The organism is Thermohahella caldifontis (genome assembly GCF_041153465.1).
GTDB lineage: Bacteria > Pseudomonadota > Gammaproteobacteria > Pseudomonadales > Oleiphilaceae > Thermohahella > Thermohahella caldifontis.
On sequence record NZ_CP154858.1, the window covers coordinates 1,011,531 to 1,030,259 of the forward strand.

Annotated in this window: 13 protein-coding genes and 1 pseudogene; 4 read left to right on the forward strand and 10 right to left on the reverse strand. The window is 61.3% G+C overall.

What is annotated here, in order from left to right; genetic code table 11:
- Positions 1-614, reverse strand: a pseudogene (thrH, locus tag AAIA72_RS04905) (bifunctional phosphoserine phosphatase/homoserine phosphotransferase ThrH).
- A gap of 147 nt (positions 615-761) precedes the next feature.
- Between thrH and AAIA72_RS04910 the strand changes: the two are divergent.
- Positions 762-1,493 carry a phosphoadenylyl-sulfate reductase gene (locus AAIA72_RS04910; RefSeq protein ID WP_369602304.1) on the forward strand — a complete coding sequence of 244 codons (732 nt, stop codon included), beginning with the start codon at positions 762-764 and terminating at the stop codon, positions 1,491-1,493.
- Here the strand turns inward: AAIA72_RS04910 and cysB are convergent.
- On the reverse strand, positions 1,487-2,461 hold the full coding sequence (cysB, locus tag AAIA72_RS04915) for an HTH-type transcriptional regulator CysB (protein WP_369602305.1): 975 nt from the start codon (positions 2,459-2,461) through the stop codon (positions 1,487-1,489). The genes AAIA72_RS04910 and cysB overlap by 7 nt on opposite strands.
- Before the next feature lie 123 nt (positions 2,462-2,584).
- Here cysB and AAIA72_RS04920 point away from each other — a divergent pair, with 123 nt between their 5' ends.
- Positions 2,585-3,364 carry a sulfite exporter TauE/SafE family protein gene (locus tag AAIA72_RS04920; protein ID WP_369602306.1) on the forward strand — a complete coding sequence of 260 codons (780 nt, stop codon included), beginning with the start codon at positions 2,585-2,587 and terminating at the stop codon, positions 3,362-3,364.
- Between the two features lie 123 nt (positions 3,365-3,487).
- Entirely contained in the window at positions 3,488-5,950 is a 2,463-nt protein-coding gene (locus AAIA72_RS04925; RefSeq protein ID WP_369602307.1) for a LuxR C-terminal-related transcriptional regulator, read from the forward strand.
- A gap of 301 nt (positions 5,951-6,251) precedes the next feature.
- Here the strand turns inward: AAIA72_RS04925 and dinG are convergent, their stop codons facing one another.
- The 6 genes from dinG to AAIA72_RS04955 all read right to left on the reverse strand — a co-directional run bounded on the left by dinG (position 6,252) and on the right by AAIA72_RS04955 (position 13,201).
- Complete coding sequence (gene dinG, locus AAIA72_RS04930; RefSeq protein WP_369602308.1) at positions 6,252-8,390, reverse strand: ATP-dependent DNA helicase DinG; 2,139 nt, start codon at positions 8,388-8,390, stop codon at positions 6,252-6,254.
- A gap of 5 nt (positions 8,391-8,395) precedes the next feature.
- The gene (locus AAIA72_RS04935) at positions 8,396-9,211 is read right to left on the reverse strand and encodes a general secretion pathway protein GspB (RefSeq protein ID WP_369602309.1); all 816 of its coding nucleotides are present in this window, start codon (positions 9,209-9,211) and stop codon (positions 8,396-8,398) included.
- Positions 9,212-9,214: 3 nt separating this feature from the next.
- Complete coding sequence (locus AAIA72_RS04940) at positions 9,215-9,517, reverse strand: peptidoglycan-binding protein (RefSeq protein WP_369602310.1); 303 nt, start codon at positions 9,515-9,517, stop codon at positions 9,215-9,217.
- On the reverse strand, positions 9,514-10,857 hold the full coding sequence (locus AAIA72_RS04945) for an ExeA family protein (protein WP_369602311.1): 1,344 nt from the start codon (positions 10,855-10,857) through the stop codon (positions 9,514-9,516). The genes AAIA72_RS04940 and AAIA72_RS04945 overlap by 4 nt, the downstream gene beginning before the upstream one ends.
- Positions 10,858-10,930: 73 nt before the next feature.
- Complete coding sequence (locus tag AAIA72_RS04950) at positions 10,931-12,409, reverse strand: DUF3336 domain-containing protein (RefSeq protein WP_369602312.1); 1,479 nt, start codon at positions 12,407-12,409, stop codon at positions 10,931-10,933.
- 75 nt (positions 12,410-12,484) lie between these two features.
- Positions 12,485-13,201 carry a VacJ family lipoprotein gene (locus AAIA72_RS04955; RefSeq protein WP_369602313.1) on the reverse strand — a complete coding sequence of 239 codons (717 nt, stop codon included), beginning with the start codon at positions 13,199-13,201 and terminating at the stop codon, positions 12,485-12,487.
- Between the two features lie 158 nt (positions 13,202-13,359).
- On the opposite strand from AAIA72_RS04955, the gene AAIA72_RS04960 reads away from it, so the two are divergent.
- Entirely contained in the window at positions 13,360-13,806 is a 447-nt protein-coding gene (locus AAIA72_RS04960; protein WP_369602314.1) for an acyl-CoA thioesterase, read from the forward strand.
- 2 nt (positions 13,807-13,808) lie between these two features.
- Here the strand turns inward: AAIA72_RS04960 and AAIA72_RS04965 are convergent, their stop codons facing one another.
- A complete protein-coding gene (locus tag AAIA72_RS04965; protein ID WP_369602315.1) occupies positions 13,809-14,930 on the reverse strand; it encodes a beta-ketoacyl-ACP synthase III in 1,122 nt (373 codons plus the stop codon).
- 75 nt (positions 14,931-15,005) lie between these two features.
- Positions 15,006-18,728: an ATP-dependent RNA helicase HrpA gene (gene hrpA / locus AAIA72_RS04970; protein ID WP_369602316.1), complete on the reverse strand. Its 3,723-nt coding sequence runs from the start codon at positions 18,726-18,728 to the stop codon at positions 15,006-15,008.
- Between the last annotated feature and the right edge of the window lies 1 nt (position 18,729).

Consider the following 18,729-nt stretch of genomic DNA (forward strand, 5'->3'; position numbering starts at 1 on the left):
TTACGCCTTCACCAGCCGGCTGGCACGCAGAAATTCGGCCTTGAGGTCCTCGTAGGTGTGTACTGCCGGGAACTGGGGAACTCCCGGATCACGTTGTCCGGCGCATGGAACAGAATACCCGCATCAGCCTCGCTGAGCATGGTGGTGTCGTTGTAACTGTCCCCGGCGGCAATCACATAGTAGTTGAGGCTGTGAAATGCCCGGACGGCGTTGCGCTTGGGATCCTTCTGACGGAGCACGTAGTTGACCACCCGGCCCTTCTCGTCGGTTTCCAGGCGGTGGCAGAACAGGGTCGGGTTGCCCAGCTTGCGCATCAGGGGCATGGCGAATTCGTAGAAGGTATCGGACAGGATGATGAGCTGAAAGCGCTCGCGGAGCCAGTCCAGAAACTCACGGGCACCGGGCAGCGGGTCCAGGGTTTCGATGACGGCCTGGATATCCGGCAAGCCATAGCCGTGCTCATCCAGAATGGCCAGGCGTTGTTTCATCAGCACATCGTAATCGGGGATGTCCCGGGTGGTGGCGCGCAAGGCATCAATGCCGGTCTTTTCGGCAAAGGCAATCCAGATTTCGGGGATCAGAACACCTTCCAGGTCAAGGCAGGCCAGTTCCACGGTCACTCCTTATTTTGTTTCAATCGGGTTCAGAGGAGTGCTATGTTATCGGATTATCATTATGCCTTTATAGTATTTTTCGTTATAAAAGCCTTTTGATAGGCTTCCTTTCCTCATGATTTGCAACCGGACACACAAGGCAACCTGATGAGCACGTCATTCAATCCCATTGAACAGGCCGAAGCCATGAAGGGCTGGGCCCCCAAGAAAATCATTCAGGCGGCGCTGGCGCAGTTTGACAACATTGCCATTTCCTTCAGCGGCGCAGAGGACGTGGTGCTGGTGGACATGGCGGTCAAGATCCGGCCGGACGTGCAGGTGTTCAGCCTGGACACCGGACGCCTGCACCCGGAAACCTACCGTTTTCTGGAGACCGTGCGCAAGCACTACGGCATCCGGCTGGAAGTGCTGTCTCCGGACGCGGCAGCAGTGGAAGCACTGGTACGGGAAAAGGGGCTGTTCAGTTTCTATGAGGACGGTCACGAGGAATGCTGCGGCATCCGCAAGGTGGCGTCCCTGAAGCGCAAGCTGGCTACACTGGATGCCTGGATCACCGGGCAGCGGAGGGATCAGAGCCCGGGCACCCGTGCGCAGGTACCGCTGGTTCAGCATGACGCGGCCTTTTCCACGCCGGAGAAGGCCCTGATCAAGTTCAATCCGCTGGCAGACTGGACTTCAGCCGATGTGTGGAACTATATCCGCATGTTTGACGTGCCCTACAACGCGCTGCATGAGCGGGGTTACATCAGTATCGGCTGCGAGCCCTGCACCCGGCCGGTACTGCCCAACCAGCACGAGCGCGAGGGCCGCTGGTGGTGGGAAGATCCGGGTCACAAGGAATGCGGCCTGCACGCCACCAATCTGCAGAAGCCTCAGTAAACGGGTAACGTCACGTCCTGAAAGAGGGCTTCCACCTCCTGCCGGCTATGGCACCGGGCGGCTTCCTCCACCCGTTCCCGCGTGAGGTGCGGGGCGAAGCGCTCGATGAAGCCGTACATGTAGCCGCGCAGGAACGTCCCCTTGCGGAAACAGATCTTGGTGGTGCTGGGCTTGAAAAGCCTGGACGCATCCAGCGCCACCAGATCACCATCGGTCACCGGGTCATAGGCCATGCGGGCAATGATGCCGACCCCGAGTCCCAGACGGACGTAGGTCTTGATCACGTCCGCGTCGGCGGCGGTAAACACCACATTGGGCGACAGACCGGCCTTGCTGAAGGCCTCGTCCAGTTTTGAACGGCCCGTAAAACCGAAGACGTAAGTGACAATGGGATGCCGGGCCACCTCTTCCAGCGTCAGCTCGGGCACGGCCGCCAGCGGGTGGTTTTTCGGCACCACCACGCACCGGTTCCACTTGTAACAGGGCAGCATGATCAGATCCGCAAACAGCTCCATGGCCTCCGTGGCAATGGCGAAGTCCACCTTGCCCTCGGCGGCCATTTCCGCGATCTGACGCGGTGTGCCCTGATGCATGTGCAGGGAGACTTCGGGATACTCTTCGATGAAGGCCTTGATCACCGGTGGCAGGGCATAGCGGGCCTGGGTATGCGTGGTGGCAATACTCAGGTCACCCTTGCGCTGATTGCTGAACTCCTGGGCAATGCGCTTGATGCCCTCGACACGGCGGAGAATCTCGCCGGCTTCCCGGATGATGACCTCGCCCGCCGGGGTCACATGGGTCAGGTGCTTGCCGCTTCGCGCGAACACTTCCACGCCCAGTTCGTCTTCGAGCAGCCGGATCTGCTTGCTGATACCGGGTTGAGAGGTATAGAGGCTCTGGGCGGTTGCCGAAACATTCAGATCATGGTGGGCCACTTCCCAGATATAACGAAGCTGTTGCAGTTTCATCCCGTTTCCCTTTTAGATCCCAAAGCGATAAAAATATATAAATTTATTCTTTTTAAGAATACAGCAAAGCCTCTAAAGTACCAACACGGACTTTTACCGATGCTTCCAGTGTAGACCAATCTGATGGATTTGCTGCTTTACATACTTGCCGGTGCAGGCGTCGGCTTTCTGGTGGGCCTGACAGGCGTGGGCGGCGGCTCGCTGATGACGCCGCTGCTGATCCTGTTCGGCTTTCCGCCGCACACGGCCATCGGAACGGATCTGCTCTACGCTGCCATCACCAAGGCAAGTGGCGTGATCACCCATGCCCGGCAGAAAACCGTGGACTGGAAGATCGTGCTGAACATGGCTGCCGGCAGCGTGCCCGCATCCATCATCACGGCCGGGATACTGGCCGCCTATTTCCCCGATGCCAGTGCCTATCAGCATCTGCTGACCGTTTCCCTGGGATTCATGCTCATTCTCACCTCCGTGGTGCTGGTGTTCCGCGACCGGATCGTCAGCGCCCGGCTGGCTCACATGAATGACGACAGCTTCTCCTCCCGGCACCGGGGACTGCTGACCTTCGTCAGCGGCGCCGTACTGGGTGTGCTGGTGACACTGTCATCCGTGGGCGCCGGCGCCATCGGCACGGCCATCCTGCTGACGCTGTATCCGGCGCTTGTCGCCAGCCGCGTTGTGGGTACCGATCTTGCCCACGCGGTGCCGCTGACCCTGATCGCCGGACTCGGCCATCTGCATCTGGGCAACGTGGATTATACCCTGCTGGCCAGTCTGCTGGTCGGCTCTTTGCCCGCCATTCAGGCCGGCACCTGGCTGAGCCGGCGGCTGCCCTCGCGGATGCTGCGCCCGGCGCTGGCCAGCATGCTGATGATCATCGGGGTCAAATACGCCTTCTTTTGAGGTGTCAGAGCCGCGCACCGCATACTCCCGATTGACAGGGGCCCGCACGTCCATCATCCTAGGCGTATGGACAGGATTACGCCCCCCCTTTCACTGATCACTCCACCCGATGTCCGGGAGGCCTTGCCAAGCCCAGATCTGGACAAATGGCTGGAAAGCCAGCCCCGCGTCTGCATTCAGGGACCCGCCGGCACCGGCAAAACCCTGCTGGCGGCACGCCATGCGGCACGTCTGCGTCGTCAGGGCACAACGGTGGTCTGGATCAGCCTAGCTCCGGCCTGGTCAGACAGGGACAGCATCCGGACGCTGATCCGCACGGCGCTGGCCCGGGCCCTTCCCGAAGCGGATGACCCTTTCGTGGCCCTGACTGACGGCACCCTGCCGCTGGCCGTATTCGTGGATCAGACGGAACACCTGACCCAGCCTGATGCGGTGGCCGAGCTTGAAGCATTGTGTCTGCAGTTGCCCGACAGCGCCCTGATCTGGATGCTGGGCCGACCTCCCCTGCCTGCCAGCCGCTGGTTGCTCCGCTTCCGGCTCAGGCTGGTGGGTGGCGAACAGCTCTGGTGGAATGACGAGGCCCAGAGTCCTGTCTGGGCCCGGCTGACCGTCCCGCTGAGCCCGACGCGCAGACAAGCCCTGGGCCATCAACTGGGCGGATGGATCGCCCCCCTCACGTTATATACCGAAGCGCTGAGTGCGGGCGAAAGCACGGCCACACTGCTCGTTCGTCAGTATGTGGAGGAAGAGGTACTTGCACCCTGGCCGGAACCCGTCCGGCATCTGGCCCGACGCCTTGCCCTGCTGCCGGAGTGGTCCCTGGAGATGGCAGCCGGGGAAGACGAGCACCTCCTGCAGGCGCTGGGGGAGGCCATGGCGTACCTTGCACCCTTTGAGGTTTCCGGCTCCTTTGGCCGGCAGCTTCACCCTCTGCTGGCCGCTTGTCTGCGCCCCCACGCCACGCATGAGGAGGCGGGAGATGAGGCATGGCAACAGGCCATGGCGGCGCACTATCGTGATCACCCGGACCCGCTGATCTGCTGCGAGTGGTTCTGGCGCAACCAGCAATGGTCCGGCCTCAGCCAAAAGCTCGCAGAAACGGGGCAGACGCTGCTGCGCAAGGGCTATCACCTGCAGGTTCTGGGCTACCTCGAATCCATGCCCGAAGCGGTGCGCAACAATGCGGCCATGTTGCGTCTGAGACTCTGGTCCCTGTTCTATGCCGACAGGCGCGGAGAACTGGCTCGTGCCATCCAGCATGCACGCATACACATCAGTACCGGCGGGTTGCCTGCAGATGAGCTGACGCTGCTGGAAATGATGACGCGCCCGCCGAAGGAGCTCGGAACCGGCCCCGATGCACTGGAAACACTGGCCCGTCTGCGCAAACAGACTGTTCCCGTGCGTTCGGTGGCCTATCTGGGCCTGGCCAGCGCCTATTACTGGCAGGGAGAACTGGGCGAAGCCGAGACCCTGGCACTGGAAGCGCTCACCCATGCCAAGCTGGAACAGCGTTTCAGTACCGTGTTGTCGGCCAGCGGACTGGCACTCTGGCTCATGAGCATCCGCGGAGAGGTGATCCGCGCGCGCAACCTGCTCCGCGACAGCACCCTGTGGCTGGAGAATTTTCACGAATCCGGACAGGCACCGAACCTGGTGTCCTGCTGGCGCAATTCGGCACGCATCCGGCTGGCGGTCCTGCAAGGTGATCTGGAGAGCGGATGGAAGGCACTGCAACCCATGAAGCTCTTCATGGCCAGTGCAGAGCCGGCGCATCAGACCATGACCCTCTACAGCGAAGCCTTCTGGCTCCTGCACGCCGGTCAGCCGGCCGAGGCACTGGACCGGCTTGACCAGGCAGAGCGCATCATCCGCAGCGAAGGGGAAAGATTTTCCATTCCGGCCCCGCCTGTGGATGCCCTGCGGATCCGTTGCCTGCTGATGCTGGGGCGCCTGCGTGATGCTGGCGAGCTCATTCAGTCCGGGACCGGTGGCCGTGGTGCAATGCACCCGTTTGATACCATGGAATGGCAGGAAGCCGAGTGCCTGTGGGCACTTTTTGACGGTCAGCGCCAACAAGCAGAAGAACGGGCCCAGGCATTGGCCACACGGGCCAAGGCAGAACGTTTTCTCGCTCACCATCTGACCGCAAAACTGGTGCAGGCATGCCTGACCGGGGAAACCGGCAAACGCAGGGCAACCTTTGAGCGGTGCGTGGAGATCGCGGCATCCAATGATCTTGTGTTTCCCCTCCTGCATTTCCGGCCATTCTTCACTCAGGACCTCGAGACACTGCAGGACGTCCCGCTGATTGGCGAGTTTGTCGAACGGATTACCCATCTGAACGTGAAGCAGACCAGCGAAAGCGACACGCCGCTGCCATCCGGGGATCACGAGGCACTCAGCCGTCGCGAACTCCAGGTGCTGGAGCTGATTGCGGAGGGACTTTCCAACAAGGAAATTGCCGTGCGGCTTCATCTCGCTCCGGCGACTGTCAAGGCCCACATCCGCAACATCTACAGCAAGATTGGCGCCCGATCCCGGGCGGACGCCCTGCGTCTTGCTGATGCGCTCAATCTCCTGTAACCCATGGGTACGCCGTAAAATCGCCTGGGCGTATCCGGTTAAATTCAATATATACGCCCATCATATTTATATTTTACGCCCTAAATTAGTCCCATCGAACGATGCCACTACGCCCCATGCTGAGTATAATGGACACCATGAAAACGAATTCGTTATGGCCTTTCGAGTCGTTTTCTCCTTTCAGCCAGGGCCTCCCTGACCCACACTGCCCGGCGAATACGGCGATGTATCCTTGTTCGGCGAGATACATCGTCTTTTTTTTGCCCGGAAAACGGCAGTATCTTCCAGCGGGACGGGATGTTCAGGCCTGTTCGGCCAGTTGCGTCACATCGTGAATCTGTCTTCGGTAGGGTGGCAAGGCGTCGAGAATGCGCTTGCCATAGGCGCGGGTGAGAATCCGGCCATCCAGTATGGAAATCTGGCCACTGTCCGTTTCCGAGCGCATCAGGCGGCCGCAGGCCTGAACCATCTTCAGGCAGGCGTCCGGCACGGAAATGCTGTAAAAGGCATTGCCGCCACGGCGTTCAAGCCATTCGGCAAAGGTTTCATCCACCGGATCATCCGGTACGGAAAAGGGCAGCCGGGTGATGACCACATGGGTCAGCAGCTTGCCGGGCAGATCAAGCCCTTCCGCAAAACTGGCCAGACCGAACAGGATGGCACGCTCCCCCTGTGCCACCTTGTCCTTGTGATCGGCGATCTGCTGATGCCGGCTGGCATCCCCCTGTACGGTAATGGCATCGTGCCAGGGATAGCCTTCGAGGCGCTGATGAATGGCCTGCATGTGACGCCGGGAATTGAACAGCACCAGCGTCGGTTCACCCTGATCCAGAATATGGGCCACCAGCCGGGCGAGTTCATCCATATAGTCCGGATCTTCCGAAGGCACATGACGGGTGCGCCAGAGGTTGAGCACGCCCCGCTCCTGAAAACGAAAGGGGCTCGGCAGGGAGATGGCCGGACTGCCTTCCGGCAGTCCGGTGGAGGCCTGAAAGCGTCTGAAATCCCCACCGACACTGAGGGTCGCCGAGGCGAGTATGGCAGCGTAGGCATTCTGCCACAGGCGTTCCATCAGAAAACCCGCGGCAGAGGTGGGACTGACACAGACAAGGATATCCTCCCCGGAACCGGCCTGCTGCAACCAGCGTGCAGTCGGCGTGCCCTCTCCGGCTTCGGCCTCGCTGACGGGGGCCCTTGCCCAGCCCTGCCAGACCTCGGTCTGGTTCTGCAATTGCCCCTCGAGGGGCCCCAGGCTCATCAGCCCGGTTTCCAGTGCGGTGCGCTGGGCCGCCGTTCGGGCTTCCTTGTCCAGAAGAGCACGCAGGCGCCGGGTGGTCAGCCCGACAACTTCCAGCGTTTCCGCACTGGCTTCCGCGAGTTGCCGCATGGGTGTCTGCAGCGATTCCGGAATGACACCCAACGGATAGCGTTTCAGCGCACCTTCGGAGAGCTCGGCACTGCACAGGCCCTTGAGGGTTTCAAGGTAGCGGCCTGCTGCCAGACTGTGGGAAGGCAGGTTGCCGAGGTGGCCACTCAGGGTTTCATCCCATCCCACTTCGGACATCAGCCCGGAACATACCCGAGAGAGCTGTTGCAGTGTCCGGCGTGCCGCATCGAGCCCGGCGAGGCCACCAAAATGACTGAGGGCCTTGGCGGCAAGGTGATGGGCTTCATCAAAAACGTAGATGACACGGTCGGGTGGCGGCAGTACCACACCCCCGCCCAGGGCCAGATCGGCAAAGACCAGATCGTGGTTGGCGATGATGATGCGTGCCTGCTCGGCTTCGGCCTTGGCCTTGAAATACGGGCACTGGTAGAAGAAGCTGCAGCTCCGGTTCAGGCACTGGCGATGGTCGGTGGTGATCTGGGGCCGGATCCCGGCCGCGATCTCTCCGGGCGCACTGTCCAGATCACCATTCCATTTCTGGTCCAGCATCCAGCTCATCAGCCGCCGCGCGGTCTCGCCATCCAGCGTCCCCTCCACCCCTTCCGCGGCGAACAGGGGCAGCGTGTTGTCTTCAGCGGCTTCCAGCCATTGTTCGAGCTTGTGGGGACACAGGTACCGCCCGCGCCCTTTGGCCAAGGACACCTGCAGGTCCAGTCCGGCATGCCTGAGCAACAGTGGCAGTTCCTGCTCCAGGATCTGCTGTTGCAGGTTGACCGTTGCCGTGGACACCACCAGCTGCTTGCCCTGCCGTTCGGCCAGGATGGCGGCCGGCAGCAGGTACCCCAACGTCTTTCCGGTACCGGTACCGGCTTCCACCACACAGACACGCGGATCGCTGATCCGCCGGCCTTCCCCGTCCGCCTCAATATCTCCGAGATAGCGGGCGATATGACCGATCATTTCACGCTGCCCCCGGCGCGGCTTCAGGTTGCGCTCGGCAATGTAGCGGCTGTAGGCGGCCTGTATGGCGGCCTTGCTGGCATCATCCAACATGCAGGTTACCTTGGTGTGATCCAGTCGCGCACGACCGGGACTTCAAAACGGGTGCCGTCCAGATTGAAAATCACGCCATTCTCTGTGATGGCGTCGATGCGCATGCCGGCGATGCGTTGTCCCGTGCGGAGATACTGATTGTTGATCATCACCCGGCTGCGCGCGGGATCCGGACTGTAGATGTGACTGTTGAAGGTGAGGTTTGGCACCCGACGCTGAAAGCTGACCGGAAGATCCGTCAGACGCGGAACCGCCTGTTCCGATGCCGCGCCGGCGGAAGCCTCTGTCGTCGGGCGATGATCCGCCTGCGGGGCGGCTTGCGGTGCAGTCTCTTCCACCAGATAACGGGGCGCCTTGCCGGGTTCGATCAACAGGGGGACATCTTGGGTAACCGGCATTCTGACCGGTGCCCCGGCCGGTACAGGTTGAACGGGCCCGCTGACTGCCGGGGCACGGCGCTCCACGGAAGCCGGTGCCGGGGTCACTGCAGGCGGAACGGCCTGCAGCGCCGGTTTCGGGGTCAGCGCGGTTCCGGGTACGGGTGCGGAAGCCTGTCCGATGGGCTGGGCCGGCCCTTCGGATGCCTGTTGGCCGGTGGGTTGGCCAGCCACGGGTGACGTATCAGGGGCGTGACGGCTCACCCACCACCAAGTCCCGGCACTGGCCGTGATCGCAATCAGCAAGGTTGCCGTGATCCAGGGCCAGACCGGACGGCTCTGCCGGCGGCGGATCCCCAGTGTCGGCGGATTGAGCGGATCAGGCAGGGCTTCCTGACGACGTTCGGACTCGGATCGCTTGAGTGCATCGAGGATGTAGGACATGGGTTACCTCTGCACCAGTTTCGGGACGGTCGGATCCGTCAGCGTGTTGATCCGGATGAGTGTCATGGCACCGGCAATACCATCCGCTCGCAGGCCGGCATCCGCCTGCAGCGCCCGGATGGCGTCGTCCAGTCGCCCCTCCGCGGCCTCACGGTAGCCCGCGCGGACCAGCTTGCCGATCAGCCAGCGCTGTTCATCCCGCTCCTGACCCGGCCGGATGATGGCGGAACGGTAGGGCGGAACACGCCAGGCCACACTGAAGCGCCCTTCCCAGCGCGTCTGTATCGCGGCCACGGGCAGTGTCATGGCCTGACCATCCATGACCACATCAGCTTCTTCCCCACGTACGGCCAGCAGTGCGGCATAACGCTCTTCCCCCGGCTGTCGATCAGGGTGAGCACGGCGGGACGATCAATCTTCAGCAATGTGGACCAGCTGCCCCGGCCATGCAGGCAGTCCAGGCCCTGAGTCTGCAGCCAGGGGCAAATGAGCGCTTCATTTTCGCCGGGCAGGGGCAAGTGCCAGCGTCTGATCACGGCCAGCCAGGCTTCGCGCTGATCGCCGGGGCTCTTCTCCAGCCAGCGTCCCGGATCAGCGGAGTCCGCCGGAGCGGCAGCCATCACCGGCGCTGCAGCAGGTTCAGCAGACACTGGCGATTCAGTTGACACCTCTTCAGGCGCCACGCTGGCCGACGGTGGCGGCAGGGTACCGGTGGTGACCGGCGCCGTCCGCGACCCGAGACTGAACACCAGTACCAGCGTGAGCAATCCGGCCAGTACGCCTCCGGCCACACCACGCACAAACCAGTTGCGGTGCCAGGACCTGAGCGACTTGGCAATATCGGCCAGACCCAGCTCCCGTGCCGCCGTGTTGACTATCCGGGCAGATACCTGAGGCGCTTCCGCCGCATAGGCGCCGAGCAATGCCCGGTCACAGAGAAGATTGATCAGGCGCGGAATGCCCTTGCTGTGGCGGTAGACGCGTCGCACGGCTGTGGGGGTAAACAGTTCGCGCCGGCAGCCGGCCACGGCCAGACGATAGGCGATATAGGCGCGCACATCAGTCAGGCTCAGTGCTTCCAGGTGGTAACGGGCCGTCACGCGCTGGGCGAGCTGCCGGAGCTCCGGCCTCGCCAGCATGTCCAACAGTTCGGGCTGCCCGAGCAGAATGATCTGCATGAGCTTCTTGCTGTCCGTTTCCAGATTGGTGAGCAGGCGCAATTGTTCCAGCACGTCGGAACTCAGGTTCTGGGCTTCGTCAATGATCAGCACCACATGACGCCCCTGGCTGTGCGCCTTGAGCAGGTGGGCATTGATGGCATCAATAAGTGTCTTGACGGACGCCTGGTTGCGTACGGGGATTTCGAGCTCGTCACAGATGGTGGCCAGTAACTCCCGCGCCGTGAGCCGCGGGTGCACGATAAAGGCCACATCCGTGCCTTCGGGGAGTTTCTGCAGATAGCAGCGGCAAACGGTGGTCTTGCCCGTGCCCACTTCTCCGGTCAGAAGCACAAAGCCACCATCGCGCCCCGTGCCATAGAGCAGATGCGCCAGTGCCTCCCGGTGGCGCTCGCTCATGTAGAGGTAGCGCGGATCGGGGGCAATGGAAAACGGCAGTTCCCTGAGGCCAAAGAAGCTTTCGTACATGCGGGGCGGTTTCCTGTGTTCAGCCGCCTAGTTTACGGCAAAGGCGTCCCGCTACCAACCTCTCGGCGGCCTGTCATTGGCCGGATACCACTTTCAGCACCGGCGCCGGCGTTTTCAGCCGCTTCTTGAGATCATTGACCACCTGCGAAAGCAGCAGACTGATGCGGGAATGAATCCGTATCCGTGACAGATGCGGCCAAGTCGCCCGCTCCCCTTCCAGGGTGATTCTCTGCAAAAACTCCGGCGTCGGATTGCTGAGCATGTGCCGGTAATGATGCAGCGTGTAGCGCGGTGCGATGGTCACATCGCCGCTGTAACGCTGAGCCAGAATGGTATATGCCTGCCCGGCGACCTGACGGACCAGTTCATTGTCGCTGTGCTGACGGAGGTAATTGGCCAGCTCGGCGCCGTGGAAACGCAACTCCTTCTTGAGCAACCGGTACGGCAGGCTGGTGACCCCCTGCTTCTTGCCCGACCTGTTGTGCAGAAACGGCACCACATGGGGGTTGGTCTGACTGACGATGGTGAAGTTGACATCATACAGGTGACGCAAGCGGTCGATGGGCAGGTCCGATACCACCGAGCCGTCCACCCACCGGAGACGGGGCTGGTAAGGCACGATGCGGCCCAACTCATCCTTTTTCATGAGCTTGACCGGCGCGAAGATCCCCGGCACGGCACAGGAGGCCAGGCTGGCACTCCAGACCATGAGATACGGGCTCGTATAACCGCTCAGCAGCCGCTCGCGCTGATGTTCGTGGACGGGAGAGACGGAGATGTTGATGCCGCGCCCGCTGCGCTCCCAGGCCTCGAGAAAGGTGTATTCGCCGATGTTTTCACGCAGGCACCTTTCCAGTTGCCGGTTATCCATGAAACCCTTCCCGGCAATGCCGGAGAGCAGCCCTTTCCAGCGCCAGGGCTGAAACTCGTGGTGGTCCGAATGCAACAGTTCGTCGAGCTCGGCGTCCGTACGGGTACCGATCATGGCCGCCATGATGGATCCGGCCGAGGAACCGGCAATCACCCGGGGAAGCAGACGACGCTCCCAGAGCGCCTTGACCACACCGATATGAAACAGGCCAAGGGTGGCACCACCGCTGAGCAGCAGCGCCGGAGAACCGAATGCGAGGGCAATATCCTTGAAATAATCCAGCTTCTCCTGCAAAGGCAGCTCGGGCATGTCCGTGGCGGCCACGTAGCGGATGGCGTGGCACACGATGTCGAGGTAATTCTCGATCAGCAGCTTGGTTCCGACCCGGCTGCGCGCGAACAGGGCCGGATTGCCGATATTGCCCAGATCGTGGTGCAGACCTTCACGCAGGGACCGGATCAGGCGCGCGTGATCCCGCCTTTCCAGCGCATCGCGCAGTTCATTGTAGCGATCCAGAATGAGCGGCACGTTGTAGAGATCGCTCTCGAGCTCCTGTTTCCACTCTGCCTGACCGGTCAGGTAGTCAAGCTCCAGGGCGATCTCGTGCCACTGCTCGTAGGAAGTGGCCTCTGCCAGTTGCTGTTCAAGCCGGGCGATTTTTCTGTCCTGACTGACTGCCATGCTGCCTCGCAATATGTGAACCCATGTTCACTATAGCCAAAATGGGGCGAGGTTGCTGTGACAAAGTGTCAATCCTCACTCATCAAAATAGGGATCGTCATCCGCAAAGGGATCATTGAGGATCACGCCATCCAGAATGTCGTAATTACGTTTTTCCAGATAGGCATTGCGAATGAACAGATATCGGTCACCCTGAATCATGCGCTCGGCGGGAATGACATCTGCGCGCTTGTCCACCACTTCCACCGCCTTGGCAACCAGACGTGTATCACGATGCGGGGTGTAGTCAAACACTCCGGTCCAGAGGTTGTCCGGCACGATGCCCACGGCATCCGACACCGTGCGCGGCCCCAGGAAAGGCAGGACCAGATAGGGTCCGTCCGGCAACCCCCAGTGCACCAGGGTCTGACCGAAGTCTTCCTTCTGGTCGCGCAGGCCCCATTCGTGCGCCACGTCAATGACGCCGCCCAGCCCGAAAAGGGTGTCAAAAATCAGGCTGAGCGTGGTCTCTGCTGCCGGTACGGGCTTGAGTTGCAGAATCTGGTTACCCAGCGTGGGAATGCGGCGCAGATTGTTGAAAAAGTTGGTCACGCAGTTGTCCAGCACCTGGGGCATGACATCGCGGTATGCCTGGGCAACCGGTCGCAATGCATACTGATCCAGAACATCGTTGAATGCAAAGACCTTGCGGTTCCAGTTTTCCCAGGGGTCTCTGTCATCAAACCGTGCGGCCTGGGCCCAGGGTGCAAGGCTCAGAACCAGGGCAATCATTACCAGCATCCGGCTTTTCATGTCATCCTGCCTGTTGTGTGTGCGGTCTGTTCAAAATATATCGTTTTTTTCACTGTTCAGCGCCGTATCCCTGCTGAAGGCAGCAACGGGGCACTGTTGAGGGTATACTGTCCGGGTTTTACATGGCTGTTTCAATAGGTATTTGTGAGGAAATCACCGTGCTCAATGACCTGTCACTGCTGGATGCCATCGAAATTCCCGTTCGCTGGGGCGACATGGATGCCTATGGCCATGTCAACAACACTGTCTATTTCCGTTATTTCGAGGAAGCACGCGTGCGCTGGCTGGAGCGCAACGGGTTCCGGGTGGACGGCAAGGATCAGGGCCCCATTCTGCTGCAGACGAGCTGCACTTTTCTGCGCCCGGTTCACTATCCGGAAACCCTGTGGGTCACCACCTGGTGCAAGGAAATCGGGCGAACCAGCTTCGTGACGGGACACGAGGTCCGCTCCCACAACGGTGAAACCCTCTACTCCGAGGGTTTCTGCAAGCTGGTCTGGCTGGACCATGCCCGGCACCGCTCCATTCCGTTGCCGGACACTCTGCTGGCCCTGCTGGAGAAGTCACTGCACGCCCGCCAGGCAAAAGGGCCCGGCGGACGCTGAAATCAGCGTTGCCGGACAACCACAACCCCGGCGGAATAACCCGCACCGAAGGAGCAGATAACCCCAAGATCACCCGGCTTCAGATCTTCCCGGAACAGGTGGAAGGCAATGATGGAACCGGCCGAACTGGTATTGGCATAGCGATCCAGCGCGGTGGGCGCTTCATCGTCCGTGGCGTCCCGGCCCAGCACCCTGCGGGCAATGAGCTGGTTCATGTTGATGTTGGCCTGATGGAGCCAAAGCCTCCGGAGGTCGGCGGGCTCAATGTTCTGGTCTGCCAGTGTGGCCTGAATCATTTCCGACACCATGGGGACCACTTCCTTGAACACCTTGCGACCATTCTGGACGAAGAGCTTGTCCGGCTTGCCGATGCCCGATTCGTCACAGCGATTGAGAAAACCAAAGTTGTTGCGGATGTTGTTGGAGAACACGGTCTTCAGCCGGGTGGTGACAATGTCCAGCGCCCGTGACGCCGTGCAGGTGGACGCCGATTCCACGACAGCCGCCGTGCAGGCATCTCCAAAGATGAAGTGGCTGTCCCGGTCGCGGAAATTCAGGTGCCCGGTACAGATTTCCGGATTGACCATGAGCACGGCCCGTGCGGCACCGGTTCTCACCAGACTTTCCGCTGCCTGAAGACCGAAGGTGGCAGAGGAGCAGGCCACGTTCATGTCCCAGGCAAAGCCGTCAATACCAAGCGCCTGCTGCACTTCGATGGCAATGGCGGGATACGGACGCTGCATGTTGGAACAGGCAACGATCACGGCATCAATGTCGGCTGCGGTCTTGCCCGCCTGTGCCAGCGCTTCCCGTGCAGCGGCAACCGCCATCTCGCACTGGATGGACATCTCGTCATTGCTGCGCTCCGGGAGGTACGGGCACATGCGTTCCACGTCAAGAATGCCGGCCTTGTCCATCACGTAACGGCTTTTGATGCCAGAGGCCTTTTCGATAAATTCCACGGACGAGGGCTGTTTGGGTTCCAGTTCGCCCCGGGCAATGGCGTCTGCATGCTCGGAGTTATAGCGCTCGACCCAGGCGTTGAAGCTGGCAACCAGCTCTTCGTTGCTAATGCTTTCGGGCGGGGTGAACAGGCCGGTCCCGCTGATTACTACGTCTGTCACATCTGGCCTCTTTCGATTTGTCTCAATGTGCTGTGAAGGATAGTCCTTTGACGCCGCGCTGGAAAGGGTTGTGGTCTAGAGACTGACTTTCTGCCACTGTTTCCCGAGCCGCTTGTCAGAGACCGGAAACAGCGTTTTCAGCTGCTGGGCAAAGACGGAGACGCGCCACTCCTCCAGCATCCAGCGGAACCGGACCAGCTCCGGGTCGAACCGCCCTTCCCGTTCGTGGCGCGCCCTGCGCTCCAGGTACTGGCTGCGAAATGCGTTGTATTGCGCCAGAAACGCACGCTCCCGACTGCTGTCCCGGGCAATCTTTTCCAGCCGGATTTCCGCAGCCTTCAGATAGACGGGCAGCCGCTGCAGCCACTCGGAAGGCGTCTGAACCAGAAAGCCGGGATAGACCAGCTCGTCGATCTGGCGCTTGATATCCGCCATGGATTCGGCAACCTCCAGCCGGATGGGACGTGACAGGGCCTTTCTCAGGCCGTGCCAGGCCTTCAGAATGGTCAGGGCCTGTCCGGCCAGCTCATTCGCGTGAGCCACCAGTGTCCCCCGCTTTTCTGCCAGCCTGGCCTCGAAGTCCCGGCGCGTGCGAACCGGCGGCTGGCCATCCACAAAGTGATGCAGAAATGCAGCCTGAATGAGGTCGTTCTTGAGGGCCTGAAGCTGACCGATGGGAGCGAAGTACAGGCCCAGTTCCTTCTGGTTGGGCAGCTTCTTGTCCAGATAACGCACGGTTTCACCAAGCCTGAGCATGAACAGCCGCGCCAGACCGAATCGACCGGCCTCCAGGGCCGTGGTTTCATCCAGCGCCTCCTCAAGACTCACTCCGTCGCCGCAGTCCTTGATATACGGCCAGGCCCGGACCAGGGTGCCGCTGACCTTGCGTTCCAGCACTTCGGGCAGATCATCCCAAACGAAATCGGTTTCTGTCTTGCGGCCGTTCCGGCTTGTTGCCGCTGCCGGTCCCGGCGTGGCAGGCACGCGCGCCTGCTCGATATCCTGCTGGCGACTGCTGTAAAGCTCATGGTAGTCCCGTCCCTGCGCCAGTACACGCCCCTGCTCGTCCACCAGCCGGATATTCATCCTGAGGTGCGGCGGCAGGGCTTCGGGACGCCATGCATCCGGCGGGATGGTAACGCCCGTCATGCGTCGCAGCTCCCGGGCGATGGCTTCCGTCAGGGGAATGTCATCCATCTCCAGCGATTCCACGACCGCCTGGGCAAAGTCCGGCACCGGCACGAAGTTGCGCCGCAGCTGCTTGGGCAGCGTGCGGATCAGCGCTTCCACCTTTTCCCGGAGCAGGCCGGGCACCAGCCATTCCAGCCGTGCCACCGGCAACTGGCGGTAGGCCTGAACCGGTACGATCAGGGTGATGCCATCCACGTCACTGCCCGGTTCGAAGGCGTACTGGAGCCGGAATCGCTGTCCCCGCCATTCCAGGTGATCGGGAAACTGTTCCAGTGCGAGGACGCCCGTTTCAGTGCGCAGCACATCTTCCGGGGACAGATTCAGCCGGGCCTTTTCCTCTTCCGGCAGCTTGCGATACCAGGCTTCCAGTCCGCGGACATTCACCACGTTTTCCGGTATGCGGGCGTCATAGAAGGCGAACAGGGTTTCCGGATCCACCACCAGATCCCGTCGCCGCACACGTGCTTCGATATCCTCGGCTTCATCCAGACATTGCTGGTTGTGCCGTATGAACGGCAGGCGGCTGTTGATCTGGTTTTCAATCAGGCCTTCACGGATCAGCAGTTCCCGGGCGTGCTTCGGATCAATGCGGCCATAGCTGACACGCCTGCGCGGCACCACAATCAGGCCGAACAGGGTACACTGCTCCCAGGCAAGTGCTTCTCCACGCTTGCGTGACCAGTGAGGTTCCAGCCAGGTGCGCTTGAGCAGATGCGAGCCCAGTTCCTCGATCCATTCCGGTTCTATGCGTGCGATGTTGCGGGCAAAGAGCCTTGAGGTCTCCACCAGTTCCGAAGCCATCAGCCAGTTGGGTGACTTGTTGCGCACGTGAGCCCCCGGGAAGACCAGAAAACGCCGGTTGCGTGGCCCCTGATATTCGCGCTTTTCGTCCTTGCAGCCCACCTGGGTCAGGAAGCCGCTGAGCAGGGCCTTGTGGAGGCTCGCATAATCCGCGGGCACCGTATTTTCCTTCAGTTCCAGTTCCCGCGTCAGCACACGCAGTTGCCGGTGCGTTTCCCGCCATTCGCGCATGCGGAGATAGTGGATGAAGTTGCGCTTGCACCACTGACGCAACTGATTTCCGCTCAGTGCCTGGCGCTGTTCTTCCCAGCCGTTCCAGAGGTTGAGGAGCGAGACAAACTCGGACTGGTCATCCTTCCATTGGGCGTGGGCCTGATCGGCCTGCGCCTGCTTGTCAGCCGGACGTTCGCGCGGATCCTGAACCGCCAGCGCGGCAACAATCACCAGCGCCTCGCTGAGCGCCCCGTAACGGCTGGCTTCCAGCAGAATGCGCCCGAGCCGGGGATCCAGTGGCAGGCGTGCCAGCCGACGCCCGAGTGGCGTGAGCCGCTGCGCGGTGTCCACGGCACCAAGTTCCTGAAGCAGCCGCATGCCATCATTGATGTAACGCTTGTCCGGCGGCTCGGGGAACGGAAAGCGACTGATGTCGCCCAGCCGCAGCGCAAGCATCTGCAGGATGACCGCCGCCAGGTTGGTCCGCAGGATTTCCGGCTCGGTAAACTCGGGCCGGTTCAGAAAGTCATCTTCCGCATACAGGCGGAAGCAGATACCCGGTGCCACCCGGCCGCAGCGCCCCGCCCTTTGCTGAGCACTGGCTTGGGAAATCTTTTCAATGGGCAGGCGCTGCACCTTGCTGTGATAAGAGTAGCGGCTGATGCGCGCCAGGCCCGAATCGATCACGTAACGGATACCCGGTACCGTCAGGGAGGTTTCGGCCACGTTGGTGGACAGCACGATGCGACGTCCGGCATGCGGTCTGAAGATGCGCTGCTGATCGCTGGCGGACAGACGCGCATAGAGCGGCAGCACTTCGGTGTCCGGCCAGGATTCCTTGCGCAGCCGATGGGACAGTTCCCGGATCTCGCCTTCACCACTGAGAAAGACCAGGACGTCACCCGGAGGCAGCCGGTTCCTGCGCTCGTGGTCACGGATTTCATCCAGCGCCGCCACCACGCCTTCCTGCAAGGTGAGATCCATGGTGTCCGGGTCATCGGACACCAGCGGGCGATAGCGGATCTCCACAGGATAGGTGCGGCCGGAGACTTCAATGACCGGGGCACCGCCAAAGTGCCGTGAAAAACGTTCCACGTCGATGGTGGCGGACGTGATGATCACCCTCAGCTCCGGTCGCTTGTGCAGTATGCGTCTGAGATAACCGAGCAGAAAGTCAATGTTGAGCGAGCGCTCGTGGGCCTCGTCAATAATGATCACGGAGTATTTTTTCAGCAGGCTGTCACGCTGGGTTTCCGCGAGCAGGATGCCATCCGTCATGACCTTGAGACGGGTGTCGGCGCTGGTTTCGTCGGTGAAGCGAACCTGAAAGCCGACGGTCTGCCCGAGCGGCTCACCCAGCTCTTCCGCAATGCGGGTGGCCACGGAACGTGCGGCGAGGCGCCGTGGCTGCGTATGGCCGATGAGGCCCTTATCTCCCCATCCCATCTCCAGGCACAGCTTGGGCAACTGAGTGGTCTTGCCGGAGCCGGTTTCCCCGGCCACGACAACGACCTGACTGGAGGCCAACGCCTTGCGGATATCCGGCAAGCGCTCGGTAATGGGAAGGTTGTCGGGGAAGCTGATGGATCGCATG